The sequence below is a fragment of the Companilactobacillus pabuli genome (assembly GCF_014058425.1).
GTDB classification, from domain to species: Bacteria; Bacillota; Bacilli; order Lactobacillales; family Lactobacillaceae; genus Companilactobacillus; species Companilactobacillus pabuli.
In genome coordinates this window covers 2175330-2198009 of record NZ_CP049366.1, presented here as the reverse complement: position 1 = coordinate 2198009, position 22680 = coordinate 2175330, and the positions used below count along the sequence as shown (strand labels likewise).

19 protein-coding genes are annotated in these 22680 nt (G+C 35.7%); 14 read left to right on the top strand and 5 right to left on the bottom strand.

Annotated elements, in window-relative coordinates:
- The first annotated feature begins 6 nt into the window (after window positions 1–6).
- From yidC to G6534_RS10645, 10 genes are all read left to right on the top strand, one after another.
- Window positions 7–849, top strand: a complete 843-nt coding sequence (gene yidC, locus G6534_RS10690; RefSeq protein ID WP_059074777.1) for a membrane protein insertase YidC — start codon at window positions 7–9, stop codon at window positions 847–849.
- 144 nt (window positions 850–993) lie between these two features.
- The gene (mnmE, locus tag G6534_RS10685; protein WP_059074778.1) at window positions 994–2385 is read left to right on the top strand and encodes a tRNA uridine-5-carboxymethylaminomethyl(34) synthesis GTPase MnmE; all 1392 of its coding nucleotides are present in this window, start codon (window positions 994–996) and stop codon (window positions 2383–2385) included.
- A gap of 19 nt (window positions 2386–2404) precedes the next feature.
- Window positions 2405–4312, top strand: a complete 1908-nt coding sequence (mnmG, locus tag G6534_RS10680; RefSeq protein ID WP_182082821.1) for a tRNA uridine-5-carboxymethylaminomethyl(34) synthesis enzyme MnmG — start codon at window positions 2405–2407, stop codon at window positions 4310–4312.
- Window positions 4313–5131: 819 nt separating this feature from the next.
- Entirely contained in the window at window positions 5132–5899 is a 768-nt protein-coding gene (locus G6534_RS10675) for an ABC transporter permease (protein WP_338025387.1), read from the top strand.
- Complete coding sequence (locus tag G6534_RS10670; RefSeq protein WP_059074780.1) at window positions 5880–6665, top strand: ABC transporter permease; 786 nt, start codon at window positions 5880–5882, stop codon at window positions 6663–6665. Before G6534_RS10675 ends, G6534_RS10670 begins: the two co-directional genes overlap by 20 nt.
- Before the next feature lie 10 nt (window positions 6666–6675).
- A complete protein-coding gene (locus G6534_RS10665; protein WP_182082820.1) occupies window positions 6676–7677 on the top strand; it encodes an ABC transporter ATP-binding protein in 1002 nt (333 codons plus the stop codon).
- Window positions 7678–7694: 17 nt separating this feature from the next.
- Window positions 7695–8756: an ABC transporter substrate-binding protein gene (locus G6534_RS10660; protein WP_182082819.1), complete on the top strand. Its 1062-nt coding sequence runs from the start codon at window positions 7695–7697 to the stop codon at window positions 8754–8756.
- A gap of 16 nt (window positions 8757–8772) precedes the next feature.
- Window positions 8773–10449 (top strand): adenine deaminase C-terminal domain-containing protein, encoded by a 1677-nt coding sequence (locus tag G6534_RS10655; protein ID WP_182082818.1) that lies wholly within the window; start codon window positions 8773–8775, stop codon window positions 10447–10449.
- Between the two features lie 397 nt (window positions 10450–10846).
- The gene (locus tag G6534_RS10650) at window positions 10847–11758 is read left to right on the top strand and encodes a Gfo/Idh/MocA family protein (protein WP_182082817.1); all 912 of its coding nucleotides are present in this window, start codon (window positions 10847–10849) and stop codon (window positions 11756–11758) included.
- Window positions 11759–12086: 328 nt separating this feature from the next.
- Window positions 12087–13280 (top strand): chloride channel protein, encoded by a 1194-nt coding sequence (locus tag G6534_RS10645; protein WP_182082816.1) that lies wholly within the window; start codon window positions 12087–12089, stop codon window positions 13278–13280.
- A gap of 57 nt (window positions 13281–13337) precedes the next feature.
- Here G6534_RS10645 and G6534_RS10640 read toward each other — a convergent pair whose 3' ends face one another.
- The 3 genes from G6534_RS10640 to lacA all read right to left on the bottom strand — a co-directional run bounded on the left by G6534_RS10640 (window position 13338) and on the right by lacA (window position 15098).
- On the bottom strand, window positions 13338–13928 hold the full coding sequence (locus tag G6534_RS10640; protein WP_182082815.1) for a helix-turn-helix domain-containing protein: 591 nt from the start codon (window positions 13926–13928) through the stop codon (window positions 13338–13340).
- A 145-nt stretch (window positions 13929–14073) separates the two neighbouring features.
- Window positions 14074–14547 (bottom strand): RpiB/LacA/LacB family sugar-phosphate isomerase, encoded by a 474-nt coding sequence (locus G6534_RS10635; protein ID WP_059074790.1) that lies wholly within the window; start codon window positions 14545–14547, stop codon window positions 14074–14076.
- A 122-nt stretch (window positions 14548–14669) separates the two neighbouring features.
- Entirely contained in the window at window positions 14670–15098 is a 429-nt protein-coding gene (gene lacA, locus G6534_RS10630; protein ID WP_057813448.1) for a galactose-6-phosphate isomerase subunit LacA, read from the bottom strand.
- A 184-nt stretch (window positions 15099–15282) separates the two neighbouring features.
- Between lacA and G6534_RS10625 the strand changes: the two genes are divergently transcribed.
- On the top strand, window positions 15283–15756 hold the full coding sequence (locus tag G6534_RS10625; protein WP_059074788.1) for an RrF2 family transcriptional regulator: 474 nt from the start codon (window positions 15283–15285) through the stop codon (window positions 15754–15756).
- Between the two features lie 884 nt (window positions 15757–16640).
- On the opposite strand, the gene G6534_RS10620 is transcribed toward G6534_RS10625, so the two are convergent.
- Entirely contained in the window at window positions 16641–18014 is a 1374-nt protein-coding gene (locus tag G6534_RS10620; RefSeq protein ID WP_182082814.1) for an amino acid permease, read from the bottom strand.
- 153 nt (window positions 18015–18167) lie between these two features.
- On the opposite strand from G6534_RS10620, the gene G6534_RS10615 reads away from it, so the two are divergent.
- On the top strand, window positions 18168–19868 hold the full coding sequence (locus G6534_RS10615) for a 1-deoxy-D-xylulose-5-phosphate synthase (RefSeq protein ID WP_182082813.1): 1701 nt from the start codon (window positions 18168–18170) through the stop codon (window positions 19866–19868).
- Between the two features lie 131 nt (window positions 19869–19999).
- Here G6534_RS10615 and nagB read toward each other — a convergent pair whose 3' ends face one another.
- Complete coding sequence (gene nagB / locus G6534_RS10610; RefSeq protein WP_059074689.1) at window positions 20000–20704, bottom strand: glucosamine-6-phosphate deaminase; 705 nt, start codon at window positions 20702–20704, stop codon at window positions 20000–20002.
- Window positions 20705–20883: 179 nt separating this feature from the next.
- On the opposite strand from nagB, the gene G6534_RS10605 reads away from it, so the two are divergent.
- The gene (locus G6534_RS10605) at window positions 20884–21744 is read left to right on the top strand and encodes an alpha/beta fold hydrolase (protein WP_182082812.1); all 861 of its coding nucleotides are present in this window, start codon (window positions 20884–20886) and stop codon (window positions 21742–21744) included.
- Window positions 21745–21843: 99 nt separating this feature from the next.
- Window positions 21844–22659 (top strand): hypothetical protein, encoded by an 816-nt coding sequence (locus tag G6534_RS10600; protein ID WP_182082811.1) that lies wholly within the window; start codon window positions 21844–21846, stop codon window positions 22657–22659.
- Window positions 22660–22680 lie beyond the last annotated feature (21 nt).

Sequence of the window (22680 nt, the reverse complement as noted above, 5' to 3'; positions counted from 1 at the left end):
GTAAAAGTGAATAAAAAAAGCTTAAAGAAATACATAGGTGTTGCGCTACTGCTTAGTGTTGTCTTGGTTTTAGCTGGATGTTCAAACCTAAACGAGCCAATCACAAGCAATAGTACAGGATTCTGGGATCATTACGTTATTTATAGTTTTTCTAGATTCATTCTTTGGTTAGCTTCATTAGTAAATAACAGTTATGGTTGGGCCATCATAATCTTCACTATTTTAGTGAGAGTTATCTTGTTGCCACTTAACTGGTATCAAATCAAGAGTATGAATAAGCAAATGAAGATCCAACCTCAAATGCAGGCTCTTCAAAAGAAATATTCTGCTAAAGATGTGGATACTCAACAAAAACTACGTGATGAGACACAAAAACTTTATAGTGAGGCAGGAGTAAACCCTGTAGCTGGATGTTTGCCATTGGTAATCCAACTACCAGTTATGTTTGCTTTGTATCAAGCTATTTATAAGACAACTCAACTTCGTAATGGTAGTTTCTTATGGATGCAACTTGGTAAAGCTGATCCATACTACATTATGGCTATCTTAGCGGCTGTATTTACTTTCTTAAGTACTTACATTTCTAGCTACTCACAGCCAACACAAAATTCGACGACAAAGATCATGACTTGGGTCATGCCAATCTTTATCTTCGTACCAGCATTAACGTTCCCATCAGCTATTACTATTTACTGGGTAGTAACTAATGCATTCCAAGTTCTCCAGACATTGGCTTTCCAAAATCCGTTCAAGTATCGTCGTGAACAAAGAGAAGCTGCGGAAGCTGAGAAAGAAAAACAACGTCGACTTAGAAAAGCTAAGAAGCGTATTTATAAGAATCGAAAATAATTGACAATTTTAAAAAATCTCGTTAAGATGTTTTTTGAAATTATTCATATATCGTATATAGAAAAGTAGTCAAGGTGCTTTTCCGTCAAACATTGGCGGATTATGCACTTTTTTTATGCTCAAAAATAAGGAAGGAAATAATTTATGCCAAGTTCAGTAACCGAATATGACACTATTGCTGCAATTTCGACACCTCCTGGGGAAGGTGCTATCTCAATCGTTAGGATGTCAGGAGATCAAGCAGTTGATGTCGCTAAAAAAGTTTTCAAGGGACGTGATTTAGCCAAAGTTGCTAGTCACACGATCAATTACGGTCACATTTATGACCCCAGCGATAATTCTTTAGTCGACGAAGTTATGGTCTCCGTAATGCGAGCACCAAAGACTTTTACGCGTGAAGATATCATTGAAATAAATACCCATGGGGGTATAGTTGCTACCAATAAAGTTCTCCAATTATTGTTGGCTTATGGCGCTAGAATGGCCGAACCAGGTGAATTTACTAAACGGGCCTTTTTGAATGGTCGAATTGATTTAACACAAGCTGAATCTGTAATGGATTTGATTCGTGCTAAAACTGACAAAGCTATGCAAGTCGCAGTTAATCAATTGGATGGAAATTTACATCATTTGATTTCTAATTTGCGTCAAGAAATTTTGGATTCATTGGCTCAAGTTGAGGTTAATATCGATTATCCAGAATATGATACTGATCAGATGACTACGAAGATGCTTTTAGAGAAAGCTAAAACTGTCAGCAAGAGTATCGACGGTCTATTGAAGACTGCTGATAGTGGCGAAATTTTGCAACACGGTTTAGCTACCGCAATTGTTGGAAAACCTAACGTTGGTAAATCAAGTTTGTTGAATCGCCTTTTGGATGAAGATAAAGCTATCGTTACTGATGTTGCCGGTACAACTAGAGATGTGGTCGAACAATACGTCAATATCGATGGTGTGCCTTTGAAATTGATCGATACAGCTGGTATTCGTGATACTGACGATAAAGTTGAAAAAATTGGTGTTGAACGTTCTAAAGCGGCATTAAAGGGTGCAGATTTAGTGATTTTGGTCTTAGATTCTAGTCGTGAATTAGAAGAAGATGATTTGGAATTACTTGATGCTACTCAAGATAAACGTCGAATTGTGATTTTCAATAAAGTTGACTTGATGCCAATTATTACTCCAAATTCAGTCGTGCAATTAAAAGCTGACGATGTGATTTTGAAGACTTCAGCCATTAAAAATGATGGGATCGAAACAATCAAACAAACTATCAGTAAGTTGTTCAATGCCGGAATTGAAGACAACAGTAGTAGTAACGTAATTATTACTAGTGCTCGTCAAGCTGGTTTGCTCCGTAAGGCCAAAAATAGCCTCAATGACGTTATTTCTGGAATTGAAGCAGGAATGCCTATCGACTTAGTACAAATCGATATGACGGCTTGCTGGGACACTCTCGGAGAAATTACGGGTGAAAGTTATCAAGATGAATTGATCACGCAATTATTCTCACAATTTTGTTTAGGAAAATAAGTATATAGGTGAATAAAGAATGGATATTAAGGAATTTGATTCAGAGACTTATGACGTCATCGTTGTAGGTGCCGGTCACGCTGGTTCAGAAGCTGCATTAGCTGCTGCCAGAATGGGCCAAAAAACACTTTTAATTACTATCAACTTGGATATGGTCGCTTTCATGCCATGTAATCCTTCTGTTGGTGGACCCGCTAAGGGAATCGTTGTTCGTGAAATCGATGCCTTGGGTGGAGAAATGGGTCGTAACATTGATAAGACCTACATTCAAATGAGAATGCTTAATACTGGTAAAGGTCCAGCGGTTCGAGCTTTGCGTGCTCAAGCTGATAAGAACATGTATCACCGTATGATGAAAGATGTTCTAGAAGACGAACCTAATTTGACACTTCGTCAAGGTATTGCCGAAAAGTTAATTGTTGAAGATGGTGTCTGCAAGGGTATCGTCACAGCTACAGGTGCTAGATATCATGCCAAATCAGTTGTTTTGACAGCCGGAACTTCTTCACGAGGAAAGATTATTATTGGGGAATTGATGTATTCATCAGGTCCTAATAACAGTATTCCTTCAATCAAACTTTCAGAAGATCTTGAAAAACATGGTTTCAAATTAACACGTTTCAAGACAGGTACACCTCCACGTGTTAACAAGAACACAATTAACTTCGACAAAACGATTGAACAACCTGGTGATAAAGAACCAAATCATTTCTCATTTGAGACACCCGATTCAAATTATTTACAACATCAAATTTCTTGCTGGATGACTTATACAAATGCTGATACTCACAAGATCATCCGTGAAAATCTTGATCGTGCACCAATGTTCTCCGGTGTGATCAAGGGTGTGGGACCAAGATATTGTCCTTCAATCGAAGATAAGATCGTTCGTTTCGCTGATAAGCCAAGACACCAAATCTTCTTGGAACCAGAAGGTAAGGATACTAAGGAATATTACGTTGGGGATTTCTCAACTTCAATGCCTGAAGAAATCCAATTGAAGATGTTGCATTCTGTTGCTGGACTAGAAAATGCTAAATTGATGCGTCCTGGTTACGCTATTGAATACGATGTTATTGAACCTTGGCAATTGAAACTAAACCTTGAAACTAAGATTGTTAAGAACCTCTTTACAGCTGGTCAAATGAATGGAACTTCTGGTTATGAAGAAGCTGCTGGACAAGGAATCATGGCTGGTATCAACGCTGCTTTACGTGCCGAAGGTAAAGATCCATTTATCTTGCGTCGTGACGAAGCTTATATCGGTGTCTTAATTGATGACTTAGTTACAAAGGGAACTAATGAACCTTATCGTTTGTTGACTAGTCGTGCTGAATATCGTTTGATTTTACGTCATGATAATGCCGACCTACGTTTGACAGATTATGGTTACAAGTTAGGTTTGATTAGTGACAAACGTTATGAAGCCTTTAATAAAAAGCGTCAAACTATCAAGATGGAATTAAACCGTCTTTCACGTAAAATGATCACACCTAAGATGGCCTTACCATTCTTAAAAGAACATGATTTGAAACCATTGAAAGATGGAATTTTAGCTGATCATTTCTTGAGAAGACCAGAAGTACACTATTCAGATATCATCGATATGATTGGGGAAGCTGATTATCCAGTTGATCGTCGTGTAGCTGAACAAGTAGAAATTGCTACTAAGTACGCCGGTTACATCAAGAAAGAAAAAATGCGTATCGAACGTTTGAAGAAGATGGAATCAAAGAAGATTCCTGAACGTATCGACTATACAAAGATTGATAGTTTAGCTACTGAAGCTGTTCAAAAGCTAAGCAAGATCAATCCTCAAACAATTGCTCAAGCTAGTCGTATCAGTGGTGTTAACCCAGCTGATATCGGAATTCTGAGTGTTTATATTGAACAAGGCAAGATTGCCAAATTGCCTGAAGCAAAATAATTAAAAAAAGAACGTCATTGGGATGTAAAAGCGGTTCTTTCTTAAGTTAGATTAGTGGTAATATCCGTCCTCCATAGCAAAGAAAATTTGGCTGGAACGTAGTGGGCACGACTTGGAGCCTTTGCTAAGCCCAAAACCGGGCAAAGTCTTCAAGCTCGGCCTTATTCTAAGCAACAAGTTGCTAAGAATAATTTCACTACTGAGCCAATTTTCTTTGCTATTCCGGACTAGATAGTGATTTTCAATTTTTATAGAATCAAACAAATAAGCATCTATTCAGATATAATCGATCGACTATATCTGAATAGATGCTATTTTTTTAGTTTGAATTACTTGAAATAAATAATAAATGTCGTTATTTAGTCGGTAGTGGCAGCTTTGTGGATGCCAGTGTTCCAGCGTCCACAAAGCGGAACGGACGACGACATCTAACGGTAGTCTAACTTAAGAAAGAAAAAAAAATCCTGATGGCGTTCTTTTTTGCATAATTTTAGCGCTATAACGCTATGAATGACTATGAATTAAATTTTGACAAAGTGTATTGTACCGATATTTATTTTTCTGAAAAAAGTGTGCCTATTGAATGAAAATCCTATGTTAGCAATGTTCGACTGATTGAATAAAAAAATATTAATTTTAATAATTCACTTGATTTTATATTTTACGAACGATAGAAAATAAATTATTGACATTGTTCGTGTTTTAGTATAATTTGTTGTGTATCAGATCAAATAGAAAGGTTGAACAATTTTGAAAAGATCTACCACTTTTCTTTTATTACCAGGTTTATTAATAATTATTATTTTGTTGATATACCCAGTGTTAAGAATATTTATTCCAACTTTTACTAGTGGAAGTTCCCTGTTTGAAAACTATCAATTGTTCTTTTCAAGCAGTAACAACTTAAAAGTGATTTACCGAACATTAATGATTGCTGTGGTTACAACGTTAGTAACTTTAGGTTTGGGATTGCCGACTGCTTATTGGATTTCACGCTTGAACGGAAATTGGCGAAAATTAGTTAGTATTATCGTCCTGTTTCCAATATTAACTAATGCGGTCGTGAGAAATTTTGCTTGGATAATGATTCTTGGTAAGAATGGAGTGATCAATAACTTCCTAATGAAGCTTCACTTGATCAAGGCACCGTTGACGTTACTTTATACGAATCTTGCCATCATTATTGGAGCGGTTTACTTGTTCCTACCAATCATGATTACTTCATTAGTCAGTTCTTTTTCACAGCTGAATGGTGAAATAGAAGAAGCCTCTGAAGTTTTGGGAGCTAGACCGATAGTTGTTTTCTTCAAAGTTATCTTGCCACAAGTATCTTTAGGAATATTTACTGGTTCCATTTTAGTTTTTGTAGGAGCACTGACAGCTTATACAACACCGCAATTATTAGGTGGAAATAAGAATATGGTTCTGGCTACTTTATTACAGCAACAATCGATTACTTTGGGTAACTGGACTAGTGCCAGTGTGATAGCAATTGTTTTGACGGTTATCGCCGTTGTAACGATGTTTGTTTTGAATAAAGTTTCTAAGATGCTAGATCGGAGGAATAATCTTGAAATCAAAAATTAGATTTTCATCAGTGATAGGTTTCATCGTTTTGTTGTTGTTAATTTTGCCACTGATGATAGTCATAATTACTTCCTTTGGGACAGAAACAGCAATATCTTTTCCAATTAAAGGTTTCACATTGAACTGGTATCACAATGTATTTCAACAACCAGATTTTGTCGACGGAATGAAAATGAGTTTTATAGTCGCTATTTTGGCCGCAGCGATTGCCTTGTTAATTGGGATTCCTGCAGTTTATGCATTAACACATTTTCAAATTCATCATAAAAGTTGGTTTCAAAACATCTTCTTGAGTCCAGCTTTAATACCAGAAATCGTTATTGGTTTTGCACTTTACCAAACATTAGTAATTAGTTTTGGTTTGCCATTGTTTTTGAGTTTGTTAGTTGGTCATTGCTTATTGTGTTTACCATACGTCATTCGTTTACTGACAGCGGGGATGATGGATTTTGACAATCGAATTGAGGAAGCCGCTTGGATGGTTGGATATAACAAATTTGTGACGTTTTTCAAGGTTGTTATTCCTAATATCAAGCAGAGTATTTTGGCAGCGTTCATTCTCTCGTTTATTACTTCCTTCAACAACATTCCAATTACGTTATTCATGAATGGACCATCGTTGAACATGTTACCAACATCCATTTTGAATTATTTGGAAAACAATTATGATCCAACTGTATCAGCGGTGTCAGTTATTTTGATGCTCATCACAGCTGCTTTGATGATGATTGCTGAGAAGTATTTGGGATTAAACAAACTAACTTAGGAGACATATTTTGGCACAAATAAAAATAGAGAATCTAACTCTTTCATATCAAAAAAATAAACAAATACTAAAAGATTTGTCGCTGGAAATTAATAATGGTGAATTGTTATCGATTTTGGGACCTAGTGGTTGCGGGAAAACAACCATGTTGAGGCTGATATCAGGATTGTTGCCAATTCAAGGTGGTTCTATTAAAGTCGCCGGAAACGATATTTCCAAAGTACCAGTTTACAAGCGAAATTTCGGAATGGTTTTCCAAAGTTATGCCTTGTTTCCTCATATGACAATTTTTCAAAACGTGGCCTTTGGATTAAAGCGTAAGAAACTATCTAAAGAAGTAATTTCAGAAAAAACTTTGAATATTTTGAAAACGACTGGCTTGATAGATTTGAAAGATAGGATGCCGAGTGAATTATCTGGTGGGCAGCAACAAAGAGTTTCGTTAGCTCGTGCTTTAGCCATTAATCCAGATGTTTTATTGTTGGATGAACCTTTGAGTAATCTGGATGCTAAGTTACGAATAGAAATGCGTGAAGAGATTAGTCGTTTACAAAAAAAGATGAAAATGACAACGATTTTTGTAACCCATGATCAAGAAGAATGCTTTGCCATTTCAGATCGTGTAGCAGTAATGAATAAAGGTAAAATCGAACAACTTGATACACCTGAACGAATCTATCAACATCCAAAGACACGTTTTGTGGCTGAATTTATTGGTTATGATAACTTTATTTCTAAAGATTGGGCTACAGAACATGGTTGGAGTTATAACGATACAAATTCGGGTAAGTATCTAACAATCAGACCTGAGAATATCAAAGTAGGTACGGGAAACAATACTTTAACGGGCAAGATTACGGCTCGTAACTTTTTGGGCGATTGTTATCAATATATCGTTGAAACAGAATTAGGTCGGATGAAAGTTGACACTGACAATAAGGATTATCAAATAGGTTCTGAACTAACTTTATATTTTGATAAACAATCATTAATTGAATTAGAGGATAAATAAAATAAATAGGTGGAAATATGAAAAAAATTGCAAAGATTTTAACTATCGTTACAACGCTCTTGATTGCACTGACAGTTGCCGGATGCGGTAAGACTGCCAATAAACAATTAACTGTTTCAACTTTTGGTTTAGCAACTAAACAAATGACTAGAGATGTTTTCAATCCATTTGCTAAAGCCAACGATTTAACAGTTAAGAGTCAGTTTGGGGACAGTTCTTCAAGATTTACACAAATTTCACACAATCCAAATTCTGGCGTTGATGTTATTGAATTAGCTCAAAATAATGCCGTTGCAGGTAGTAACAAGAATTTATTTAAGAAACTTGATTTTAGTAAAATTAAGAACTTTAAATATCTTTCAAAAGATCAACAAAAATTAGCTAAGGAAACTAATAGTGTTCCTTATACAGTTAATAGTATTGGGATTATTTACAATCCTAAAAAGATTGGCAAAATCACTTCCTGGGATCAACTTTGGGATAAGAAATTAGAAGGTAAGATTGCTATTCCTGATATTGCAACAACTTTTGGTCCAGCTATGGTTTATATCGCTAATCAACATGCTCAAAACCTTCAAGCAAGTTCTAGCTTTGTAGACAACGGCAAAGTTGATGAAAAGCAAGCCTTCGCACAATTAAAAGCTTTGAAACCTAATGTAGTAAAGACTTATGCTAAATCTTCTGATCTAGCTAACATGTTCAAATCTGGTGAAATCGACGCTGCAGTTGTGGGTGATTTTGCTGTTGGAATGATCAAAAATGCTGCTCCTGACGTTGAATATATGGTTCCAGAATCAGGTACATACGCTAATTACGATACAGTTTCAATTTTGAAGAATAGTAAAAATGAAGATGCTGCTTATAAATATATTGATTACCGCATTAGCAAGGCTTCACAAAGTAAAGTTGCTGAATCAAATTCATTAAATAATGCTCCAGTTAATTCATCGGTAACATTAAAAGACCCACAATATATGACTTATGGCGACACTGCTAAACGTGCTAAGATGATTGATTTTAATTACGTTAACAAAGAATTACCATCATGGATCAAGCAATGGAATCAAACTATGAACTAAAAAAGGAAGTTGAAAAATGCAAGTAGACACGTTGATTGAAAATGGACTAGTTTTTAATACTTTTTCACAAAAGTTTGAAAGAAAAGACATTGCTATTGAAAACGGGAAAATTTTAATGGTTGGAGTCGATTTACAATTTGAAACCAAAAAAATTGTTGATGCTCATAATCGTTATATTATTCCGGGATTGATCGATTCGCATATGCATATTGAAAGTTCTATGACTGATCCTGCTCATTTTGGAAATGAAGCCGTTAAATTTGGAACAACGACGGTCATCGCCGATGCACATGAGATTTCAAATGTGGCTGGAATCAAAGGTTTAAAAGATTTCATGGCTCAAAAGAGTATTATTGATGTCTTTTATGCACTACCTTCTTCAGTTCCTTCAACTAGAACCGAAATGGAAACTACTGGTGGCGTGATCGGACTAAAAGAGACAGAAGAATTGCTTAAAGATCCTAGAATTGTTTGTCTAGGTGAAGCGATGAATTTCAAAGGCATCGTTTCTCAGCCTGAATCTTTGATTAGACAAATTATTAAGCTGTGTAAGGAACTTAGACCGACAATGCCGCTGGAAGGACACTGTCCTCAATATTCGGGCTTAGACCTAGCTAAATTTGCTGCCAGTGGAATTACATCTGATCATACGTATCAAACACCAGCTAGTATCGTCGAACGGATCAATAATGGGATGTTCATTCAATTTCAGAAGAAATCAATGTCAAAAGAAAATATGCAGACGATCATTGATCATAACTTCTACGAATATGCTGCTTTTGTAACTGACGACGTGATGGCCGATGACTTAGTCAATGGACATTTGAATGTTATTGTTAAGGAAGCTATCGATATGGGAATGCCAGCTGAAAAAGCTATTTACATGGCAACTTATACGCCGGCCAGAAGAATGTCCTTGAATGACCGTGGTGCAATTGCTCCTGGTAGAGTGGCTGATTTAATCTTTTTGGATGACCCTCAGCAATTTAATATTCAAGAAGTTTATAAATCTGGCCAATTAAGTTCTGGCATAACGCCGTTACAACCGGATTTTCCAGCGTCATTGAAGAATTCAGTTAAGGTTAAAAAAATAACGACGGCTGATTTAGAATTATCAAGTGACAAAACTAGTATTTTGGCTAACGTAATTGAAATAAATCAACAAGGAACCTTTACCAAACATGTTCAAGAAAGATTAGCAGTTAAGAACGGTCTAGTAGATTGGCAAAGTGCTGGTTTATCACTATTGATGGTTCAGGAACGTTATGGCAAAAATGGTAATATCAGTTTTGCATTGGTAAAAAATGCTTTGAATAAGTCAGGCGCAATTGGTACTACTTGGGCTCACGATCATCACAATTTGATGGTTATGGGAACTGATTTGGAATCAATGGTCGTGGCACAACACGAATTGGTGGATGAACAAGGTGGCTACGTTGTAGTAAACCAGGGCCAAATAGTTGCGAATGCGCCATTAAATATTGGTGGAATCATTAGTTCAAAACCGGTAGCTGAATTAGCAGAAGAGATTAAACAAGTACGTACAGAAATGCAAAATTTGGGATATCACAATTTCAATGAAATAATGTCTTTCTCGACTATTTCACTGCTAGTTTCTCCAGAACTAAAAATTTCTGATGTAGGGATGTTTGATGTTAAATCACAACGAAAAGTCCCACTCTTTGAAGCTTAAATTAGACAAAAAATAAAACTCTATTGGAATGTGTTTTCCATTCTTTTAGAGTTTTTATTTTTAAATACTGTTTATCAAATGATAAATAAGAAATGACAGGCGTTATAACGCATAAAAAGGGATAACAACGACGTGATTAGTTTCGTGTTTAATAAGTGTTTGACAGATTATATGAAATGATGGAATACAATTATCGGATGATAATTAAAAGTGTAACGACGTTATGATCAATGATGACTTTAAAATAATGCCGATATGGATTCATTTAATTGATTTGAATTCGAAGAAACTGTCATTGGTGGTAAAATTGTTTCAATAGGTATTTCGAAAACGATTACAAATGATCCTTTGGATTTGTTCGGAAGATATCTCAAGAAATATTTTTAGAGGTGATAGTATGGAAAAAATTGGAGTCATTGGTCTAGGGAATATTGCACAAAAAGCTTATTTACCAGTTATGGCTACATTACAAGATAAATTTGAGTGGCATTTAACCACCAGAAATGAGCAAAAGGGTCAAATGCTGGAAACTAAGTATGGTTTCAAGCATTTCCATCAAACGCTTGAAGAATTGATTGCTGAGAAACCATTGGCGGTTTTTGTACATACACCAACTAAGACACATTATGAAATCATTAAACAACTACTAAATAATGATATTAATGTGTATGTTGATAAACCGATTTCTGAAGACTTAGCTCAAGTTGAAGAATTGTATAAATTAGCTGAAACTAAAGGTTTGATGCTAACTTGTGGATTTAATCGTCGTTTTGCACCATTTGATCAAAAATTGAAACAAATTACTGATAAACGAACGATTGTTTCAGAAAAAATACGGGAGGATTCACCCCAACCAGCACCATTTGCTATTTTTGATTTGATGATTCATTCGGTAGATACGGCTCTTTACTTGATGGATGAAAAAATCAAACAAGTGAATAACTTTGTAGTAACTAATGACGAAGGTGATTTGGAACAAGGATATATCACAATTGAAGGGCAAAAGAGCCACGTTCAAGTAATTACGAATATGGTCGGTGGTAGCAACTTAGAATTATCAACTGTTCAGGGAACAAAGATGCGCCAAACGGTAACGAACTTGAATCTTTTAGAAACCTTCCAAACGGGGATGACGACACAAACTTCACGTCCAGATTGGGAAGAGACTTTAGTTACAAGAGGTTTTGATCCAATTATTCGTGCCTTTCTAAAAGCTGTGAGTGAACACTTAGATAATCCAGTAAGCCCAGAGTCGTCTATTTTAAGTCATAAATTATGTTTTGATTTGGTGAAATCCTTACAAAATTAAGTGACTCAATATCTTGGGGTAGAACTGAATTTTACTACAAGATGTTCCATGTGGAACAAATTGCAATAAAAGCTTGCTACAACACAATTTAAGACTTTTGAAACTTGAAAACGGATACGATTCTTTCGGTAAGGGGTAACTAGATGTAGTTTAGAAAACAATTGACTTGTACTAGTAAAACATGTCATACTACTGACGGTGCCAAACCTAGATAAGGGAATTTGGTTGGCGCATTAGCGTTTGGAAAATCGATGCACCTTATCACGAAGACTTCACATTTTATGTGGAGTTTTTTTTATAATTTTATAAATTTTTAAAAGGCGTACAAATGACAAAAAGAATAGCATTAGTTAGTTATGGATTGATTTTGAGTGCTGTGATCGGTGTGATTGCAGCTTTGTTTTTAATTATTGAAAATTTATTATCAGAATTAGTTTGGATGACAAGCAATCAATTACTACAAATATTGTTGGTAGTAATTGGTGGTTTTATTTTGTATTTTCTTTTGAAACGATGGCCGAATCTTCCCAAAACAGCGCATGATTCAATTGCAGAATTAAAGGCCAATCAGACGATTGATTATCAAGATGTTTTCGTCAATTTATTGATTACTTTGGTTATTTTGACCTTTGGAGCAGGTGTTGGACCGGAAGCTGCTTTGTTAAGTGCCATTATTTCGCTATCAATTTGGCAAGCTGACAATTTACGGTATTTATATTTTCATTATGATGAATTAAAACAGCTTCAAATTAGTGAACGCATGAAACGTTTGTTTAATCCTTTTGCATATCGACAAAAATATGACCAAAAAATAGCCCTCAAGGCTACTAAAGTCGTCAGACAGAAGAAATTATTGTATGGAATTTTTGCCCTCAATGGTGTTATTAGTTTCGGATTATTATTGCATCAAACTGATCAACCATCATTTGTGACAAAGCTGGGTCAAACTAATTGGAATCTAAAACAAATTTGGATTGTGCCAGTATTGGTGATTTTCGGAATGATTTTTGCTCGAGTTTGCAAGTGGATATATCGTTTTTTTAATGAACGAATGTCTAAGATTTCTTTGTCCTTATCGATGAATGTGGCGGTAGGAGTTTTGGGAATTATAGTCATTGTATTGTTAGAACCAGAGTTACTGTTTTCAGGCCAACATAGTTTGCATTTATTGGTAGGTGACTGGTCGCAAAAAACGGTTTTATTTTTGATGGGGATGGCAATTTTAAAATTGATTTTCCTTGCTTGGTGTTTAAATTTCAATTGGCGTGGAGGAGATATTTTTCCGTTAACTTTTGCGGCAATGACTTTAGGCTTTGCGGTAGCTCAATTGCTACCAAGTTTTGATAAATTGCTGATTGTAGCGGTAGTAGCTACGACATTTTTGTCAGAAATGGTTTCACCAATCATTGGCGGAATTTTCTTGATATTTTTCTTTCCGATTCAGCTATGGGTAATTATCTTAGTGGTGGCTGGATTACTATATGTAATTGATAAAAAAGTTGCTTCTGTACAACAAAAATAAACAAATAAGAACTGACAGAATTCATTTTAAAATTTTATCTAGGTCTTATTTATTTTGCTAATTTTTGAATTTTTTCACTATCATAATTACTAAAAGACCAGCAAATATTCCGATGAAAAAACCAGAGAATTTGTATTGCCCAACAAAGTAAAATGTTACAGACGCAATCAAAGATAAGACTGTTAAGAAAATTAATAATTTAAAGTGGCTAGATTGGTTGTCAGTTTTTATTTCAATCTTATTTCTAAAGTGCGCAAGAATAATCATGGCGGTAATATTCAAAAGTCCCATTATGAAAATAATTACGCTAACTAATGCTGTTAATTTGATAATATCGAACAGACTCAACATGAGAAAACCTAGGAATATGATATCAATTGCCGTCAAAATCCAAATGATGGGTCTAATGCTTTTCAAAATCTCTTGTTTTTTTAAATATTCGGTCATGCCAATATCCTCCTTGAGAAGTTGATCTAATGAGACTTGGTAATAGTCACTCAAACGAATTAGACTACCAATATCGGGATAGCTGTGTTCAGTTTCCCAACTAGAAATAGTTTGTCTAGAAACGTTCAAGTCTTGTGCTACTTTTTCTTGAGTAAATTTACGTTGTAGTCGTTCTTGTTTTAAATGATTGCCAAATTTCATCGTTATCTCCTCTTTTCAAATTTGATATTAAACTCATAGTTGCCGAAAACCTAGCAAAGATTCTAAGCATAGTAAATAACAAAGAAAATACCCTCAAAGTTAGAGCAACTTTGAGGGTAAAATTCAAATATAATTAATTTTTTAATTAGTCGTGATAAATGCCTTGAGCCCATTTCTTGTTTTCACTGTCAAAGAAATTAGGGTTGTCAGTTTGATCAGGATTTGGTGTAGCAATCTTGTTGATTCTATCAATCAAATCTTTATTGTGATCGTCTGGCTTGTACTTAGCATTTAAGTAATAATCAACGATATCGAAAACAAAATCACGTCCTAAAACAATTCCGGCGAAGGCCAAAACGTTAGCGTTCAATTGTTCCTTAGCGTAAACAGCTTGAGCAATATTACCAACGATTGCAGCACGGATACCGTCATTTTTATCTGCAGCAGTACCAATACCGATACCAGTACCACAAAGAACGATAGCACAGTCAGCACGGCCATCATTTACAGCATCAGCGGCACGTTTACCGTAAATTGGGTAGTGAGTTCTTGTATGATCATAAGTTCCGACATCTAAAACTCGATAGCCTTCAGACTTCAAGTGGTCAGAAATCAACATCTTCAAATCAGTTACAATGTGGTCATTAGCTAAAGCAACAATAGTGTGCTTATCAATTTTTGGATCAACGTACTCAGGTTGAGCTCTATCTTCATCATAGTCATATTTATCAGTAGCCATAATTAAATCATCTCCTCAAGCATATTTAGACGTACTTGGTGTCTACCAGCAGCATAATCAGTCTTTAAGTAACGATTAATAATTGATAAAGCCAATTGTGGTCCGACAATTCCAGAACCAATGGCAATTGCTTTGGCACCGTTATGTAAAGCTGTCATGTGTCCAGTACGCTCTTCTTCAACGTTGGCTGTAACCATACCTTTAACTTTATCGGAAGCCATGGTACTACCAACACCATAAGCGTCAAACATAATTGCTTTTTTAATACCGCTTTCAAGAACCTTATGAGTAACGGCCAATGAAGATTCAATAAAGTCCTTAGCAGGAGTAGGTGTAAGATCGATTACATCGTAACCTTGCTTAGTTAAATTATTCTTAACGAATTCTTTTAGTTCAAATCCGTCTTTATCAGAACCTAAAACTACTTGCATATTTACTTCCTCTTTTCCACGAACTATTATTGGTATGTGAATTAGAAGTGTTCATTTGTCTCCTCAGAAGCACTTTCTAATCAACATGTTAGATGATAAAATTAAGACAAATGTTTAATCAAATCATTTGGGGACATCATGTATCCCTAATGACGATAATAGTTTTATGAAGAAGGTGTGTCAAGTGAAAATATCATCGGGTTGGGAACAGTCCATTTATGTTTTGTTAATCTTATCTCGGCTACCAAAGGGTAAGCATATCAACTCTTTGGCACTAAGCGAACGACTTCATGTATCACACTCGTATTTGAAAAAGACAATTAAATCACTAGTAAAGGAAGGATTAGTAAAATCGTCTCCTGGTAAGTTAGGTGGTTTTTCTTTGGCAATACCACTTGATGAAATTGATTTTTACAAAGTCTTTATGGCTATCGAAGGTCGAGAAAAAGTTTTTGCTAGTCAACACTTGCTGGTTCAATTTTTAAATAAAGACAAGCCTAAGCTGGAGCCTTGTGCAGTTAGTTCAGCAATGGATAATATTGAAAATACTTTAAAAACAACAATGAATAGTATTACTTTAAATACGATGATGAAGCAAATTCAAGAGAATTATGATATTGATGATTTGGATGAATGGATTAAGACCGTTGCTAAATAATGGTTCTTTCTTAAGTTAGGCTACCGTTAGATGTCGTCGTCCGTTCCGCTTTGTGGACGTTGGAACGTATTGGGTACAACTTGAAGCTAATTCCAGATCTCCAAGCTTGGACTTTTACTAAGCGATAAATCGGTTCTTACTAAAAGTTGGTTAGTGTTAATTGCCGTCTTCCACACAAGCCCTGTGATTGGCTGGAACGCTGCCGGCACTATTTTGAGCTTTTGCATGGCCCCAAAGACGCAAAATCTCAAAACTAGGCCTTACTGTAAGTGCTAAAGCACTAACAGTAATTTGGCGGCTGAGCCATCACAGGGCTTGTGCTCCAGACTAGATCCTAGTTCTATTATTCATTTTGTTTAATTCAAAAAATAAACTTACATACAACTAATATATTGAAAATGGAACTTCTCTGCATTTTTATATAACCAAACTATGATAAGAACCTATAAATCGCTAAGTAAAATTTCAGTACTGAGCATCCACAAAGCTGCCACTACCGACTAAATAACGACATTTATTATTTATTTCAAGTAATTCAAATTAAAAAAATAGCATCTATTCAGATATAGTCGATCAACGGCTACCATTATCTGAATAGATGCTTATTTGTTTGGTTCTATAAAAATTGAAAATCACTATTTAGTCCGGAATAGCAAAGAAAATTGGCTCAGTAGTGAAGTTATTCTTAGCAACTTGTTGCTTAGAATAAGGCCGAGCTTGAAGACTTTGCCCGGTTTTGGTCTTAGCAAAGGCTCCAAGTCGTGCCCACTACGTTCCAGCCAAATTTTCTTTGCTATGGAGGACGGAATCCTAAAAGAAAGAATAAAATTAATACAAATTAGTGAAATCTTTTTATAAATTTAATCGTTATAACGATACAATAATTAATTGACCTTTTTGTATCCGTAAGCGAAATAGACAATTATTCCAATCACAAACCAAGCGATAAAGGTAATCCAAGAATTGATGCTGACTTGAGTCATCAATAAAACACAAAGAATAACTGAAATGATTGGTAGCCAAGGATAAAAAGGAACTTTGAATTCACTATCAGGAACGTCTTTACGATGACGTAATTTGATAATGCCTGAAGCTACGAACGTGAAGGAAACTAAAGTTCCAATATTAACTAAACTAGTGAGTTCGTTAAGTGATATGAAACCACCCAATAAAACCGCCAAGATAGTAATCGTATTGAGAGATAAAATGGGCATTTTAGCTTTTTTATCGATTTTACCGAATGCTTCTGGAATCATTTTGTCACGGCCCAAAGCGTAAATTAGACGCGAACCACCGTAAACAGTGTTGAGCATCATAGTAAACATCCCTGCTAAAGCTCCGATAGTGATCAAGAAGGCTAATTTACCTAATTTGACATAATTTAAAGCAAATACCACGGGGTCAGCGTAATTTAGTGATTTGTAATTGACCATTCCTGTCAAAACAAAGGATAAAAGAACGTACAAGAATGCACAGACGGCCAATGAAACCATGATGCTGATAGGGATGTTTTTTTGAGGATTTTTGACTTCCGGTGCTGATGACGGAATGACATCAAATCCCAAATAAGCAAAGAAAACTAAGGCCGCTCCTTTGACAACACCGAAACCTCCCATTGGGAAATAGGGGTGATAATTAGCTGGCTTAATATAAAACAAACCTACACCGATGAAAGTTAAGACAACGGCAATTTTGACGAAAACCATAACGGTATTCATTCTTGTTGAGGCTTGAATACCACGACGTAAAAGGAAATAAATCAAGAGTAGAACGATTATTGCTGGTAAGTTAATAAAACTACCGTGACTAGGATCAAACGGTCCAACAAGGCTTTTGGGAAGGATAATGCCAAAGCTATTGAACAGACTGACAAAGTAAGCTGAAAATCCTGAAGAGACAGCAGATACTCCTAAAATATATTCTAAACATAAAGCCCAACCGATTAGCCAACCAGGGAATTGACCAAAGATAATACTGCCATATGAGTAAGTACTACCAGCTACTGGAAAAGTGGAAGATAATTCCGCAAAACACATTGCTGTCAAAATACAGACGACCGCGGCCAAAATAAAGGAAATCGTAATTCCCGGTCCAGCAGTTCCATAAGCAACGATACCGGGTAGAATGAAGATTCCCGTTCCGATGATAGCTCCAATTCCCATGGAAATCAGATTATTACGCGTTAAAACTTTTTCAAATTGAGCATCGCCAGCTACGAATTGTTTGTAGTCGGCTTTCTTAAATAATTTTTCTTTCATAATTCATAAATACCACCTAAAAAATTAACACAACTGTACTAGGTTACTTGTCGGTAAGATATTTTGTCAATAAACTTCGATTTATTTCTTGACCTAAAGTTAGGTTTAGGTCCTAAAATTAATTTATCGATATTTAGAGAAACGAGGAAACTAATGGAAACACCAATTTTAAATACAATCAATAAACCAACTGATTTAAAAACATTATCACTTGAACAACTAACACAATTGGCTACTGAAATACGTTACGTACTGTTAAATAAAGTTAGTCAAACTGGGGGACACGTCGGACCAAACTTAGGTGTGGTGGAATTGACGATTGCCTTCCATACAATTTTTAATTCACCAATCGATAAAGTTGTCTGGGATGTTTCACACCAGTCCTATACGCATAAGATTTTGACTGGTAGAAAGCAAGCTTGGCTTGATAAGAAACATTTTGATGATGTCAGTGGCTATACTGAACCAGAGGAAAGTCCTCACGACTTTTTCAACATTGGACATACTTCGACATCGATTGCTCTAGCAACTGGAATGGCTAGTGCCAGAGATTTAGAAGGTAAAACTGGTAACGTTATGGCGGTCATTGGTGATGGTTCACTTTCAGGTGGCTTAGCTTTAGAAGGATTGAATATTGCTTCAACTTTGAAATCTAACTTGATAATCTTAGTCAATGATAATGGAATGGCAATTGCTGAAAATCATGGTGGACTTTACGAAGGACTCAAGGAATTGCGCGAAACAAATGGTCAAAGCTCTCACAATATCTTTAAAGCTATGGGGTTTGATTATCGTTACGTTGAAAAGGGTAACGACCTTGAAACGATGTTAAAAGTATTTAGAGAGATTAAAGACATCGATCATCCCATCGTTTTACACGTTCACACGGAAAAGGGACATGGTTATCAACCAGCTGTTGACCATAAAGAAGCTTTTCACTGGCACGTACCATTTGATTTAGCTACTGGAAAAACTTTGCACCCAGTGACTGGTGAAACGTACACCGATGTAATTCACAATCAACTTGAAAAAGAGTTTACGGCAGGTACACCAATCACGGCTATTACAGCTGCTATTCCTGGAATGTATGATTTGAAACGCTTTGGCAGAAAGCATCCTAAGAATTATTTTGATGTTGGTATTGCTGAACAAGAGTCGATTACTTTAGCTGCTGGTCAAGCTAAGATGGGATTACGCCCAATTGCCTTTGAATCGGGGACCTTTTTACAAAGAGCTTATGATCAATTGTCACATGATTTAGGTATCAACAAATTGCCAGTTACGATCATGGTTTCTGGAGGTAGTATCAGTGCTGGAGATCCAACTCATCAAGGAATCTTTGATTTAGCAATGTTGAGTAATATTCCTGGATTAACTTATTTAGCTCCAACGACTAAAGAAGAATTGCAAGCTATGATGCATTACGCTTTGCATCAAAATAATGGTCCAGTTGCTATCAGAGTTCCAAGTAATGACGTTCATTCAGCACCATTAACTGATTTTGATGCTCATAAGATGAATGTCTTACATAAGGGACAGAAGGTTGCAATTTTAGGTGTCGGCAGTTTGTTGCCTTTAGCTGAAGAAGTTCAACAACAGCTTGACTTTGACGGTACGGTAATTGACCCACGAGATGTTTCAGAATTGGACGAAAAGACTTTGACCGACTTGGAAAAAGATCATCAACTAGTAGTTACTCTGGAAGAGGCTAGTTTAAGCGGTGGCTTTGGTGAAAAAGTAAGTCGTTTCTATGGCAATACCAAGATACGGACTTTAAATTTTGGTGCTGCTAAACGATTCAATGATCATGAAACTACGTCTGAATTGTGGCATGAATTTAAATTGACACCATAACAAATCGTTACAGAAATTAAAGCTAACTTATAAAGATAGACAAAAAGTATTGATAACTGTTATCAATACTTTTTTTGTGAAAAAAAATAGCCCTAAATTAATTAGGACTATCGTTGAATTTAATTTATCAATTATTTAAGTTTTGATGCAGCAGCTTCATCAACGATGATTGTTACATCCGGGTGGTTTTGTAGAGCACTTGCTGGGCAGTCTTCAGTAACAGGACCGTCGACAGTAGCAGCAATAGCGTCAGCCTTGTTTTCGCCGTAAGCTAGAAGAACGATCTTCTTAGCTTTCATGATTGAACCGATACCCATTGAGTAAGCAAAACGTGGAACATCTTTTTCGTCATCAAAGAAACGAGTGTTAGCTTCGATTGTTGATTCTGTCAAACCAACTTTTCTAGTCTTACCATCAAATGGTGAACCTGGTTCGTTGAAACCGATGTGACCATTTCTACCGATACCAAGAATTTGAAGGTCAATAGGGTTGTCTTCGATAATCTTGTCGTAAGCCTTTGTAGCAGCTTCTGCGTCAGGATTTGAACCATCAGGAACATATGAATTCTTAAAAGGTTTCTTGCTGAATAGGTGTTCATTCATGAAGTAGTGGTAACTTTGTTCATTATCAGCTTCAAGACCAACATATTCATCCAAGTTAACAGATGTCATATTTGAAAAATCGATGTCACTGTTTGTCATTTCGTTGTAAAGTGTAATTGGGCTACTACCTGTTGCTAATCCCAAAACTTTAGCACCATTTTCGATATCAGCTTTAACTAAGTTAAAAGCTTCTTTTCCACCCATTTGTTGATCTTTTACTTTAATTATGTTCATCTTATTAATCTCCCATCTCTATCTTTCTGGTCTAGTCCAATCTAATTCATTTTTAGTAAATTGTCAATAAAATAGTGTCATTAAATAAAAATAAATTAAAAATTTCTAGAATCAATGCAAAATCTTCACAAGTTAGGTATATTTTTTAATAAGAGAAAAAACTAAAGAGGCAGAAAAATTTGGAAAAAATATTATCTACATCTGAGGGCAGTGTAAACACAAATCTAATTAGAGGCATCAATACTAAGAGTATTATCGTTCTAGTACCCGGTCTTGGTGGTTCCCTTGAGTATTTCAACTCAATTATTCCCTATCTAAAAGACAAATATACCGTTGTAGCGCTTGATCTATTAGGTCAAGGTAAGTCAACTAAGGCTAAAAATGATCACTATACAATCGATGCAGAAGCTTGGAACATGTTAGAATCGATTGCTAGATTAAAGATTACTGATAAATTAGTTATCTTTGGCTATGGTGTTGGTGGTTTAGTTGCCGTAAATATGGCAGAATTGCGCGGATTTACGATTTCTAAGTTAGTCCTATTAAATACACCCGCTAACGACAAGTACGCTGACATGGACGCTCATTCGTCTGTAGCAAGTATTCCCTTATTAGGAAAACTTGCTAAGTCGCCAGTAAAATCTGCTTTGTATTTTGACAAAGATTTTGATCGCAGCAGTTTGGACAATCCTAAGATCGTTGACGAAGCGGCTAATTTGGTTGATCACAAAACAGCTAAATACTTACAAAAAATGCCAATGGATTATTTGGAAGAAAAAGCTTTGAATAAGCGTTTGCGTGCTGTTAAAATTCCGACTCTAGCTATGTTTGGCGAAGGGGACCAAATTTTAACAGAAAACGGTATTAAGGATGCTAAGGCTTCAATCGGTCGTGTACCTGATTTACAAATAGAAGATATCAAGGGTGCCGGTCATTTGGCTATGATGGAGAAACCTCAAGAAATTGCCCAAAAGATTATCACATTTGATGAAACAACAACTAAGAAAAAAGAAGAAGAGAGCGAGAACGACGCTGATTAATTTTTTAATCCTAGATGATGAGTCTGGGATTTTTTTGTATCTTATTTTTTGTCCCAAATTAAGGATTAAGTGATATTGTCTAAGTATGGAGGGTGCATTATGAAACTAAGATACTTACTGGCAATGTTGTTAGCTTTTATCGGCATTTTATATTCGACACAAGATGTACAAGCAGACGGCCTTGGTGGACCTAATACAGGCGACTATGTTTATGAAAACAAAGAATTCATTACTAATGCTCAATATGATCAACTCGATGCGATGAACGATGATATTTACACTGGTGTTCACCCACAAAAGTTATACATTTTAATTTTTGACGATTCGACTGATATCAACGAATTTGTACAAATAACTGGTGCTGAGGTTCATTCCCGTGATGCATCCTCTAATGTTATTGGCAACATTGGCACTAACATAGGATATCTCTTGTATGGTAGAGAAAAATATATCGATATGCGTTTAGATAATGACGATATCGATAATGAAAGTAATTATTTAATTTTAGATTTAACAGATAAAAAGGTCTTTTTCAGTGCGTCTGAACAAGCTGATCGTTATGTGACCGATTTAATGTTTTGGAAACTGAGAAGAGGATTGGCAAATGATTTCAGATCCGATGATGAAGATACTCAAATAAATGCTTTGTTTGAATTGACCAAGCGTTTGGAGCCTAAGTTACAAGACGTAGCTCAGAGTTCTAAAAAATTAAAATCCAAAAGAATTGCAGATTTAAAACGAGTAAGAAATAGAATTTTATCCGTGCTAGGGACAATAGTTATCATCCTTGTTGTTTATCTAATTTGGAAATACATGCACAATCATCCCGGCAGTGGGTCAGATTTAGGTAATAGTGATTACGACGCTGGTTTTGACGAAGGCTACTACATGGGTAGAAATGATCCCTTTATGTAAAAAAAACGACCAATTTGGTCG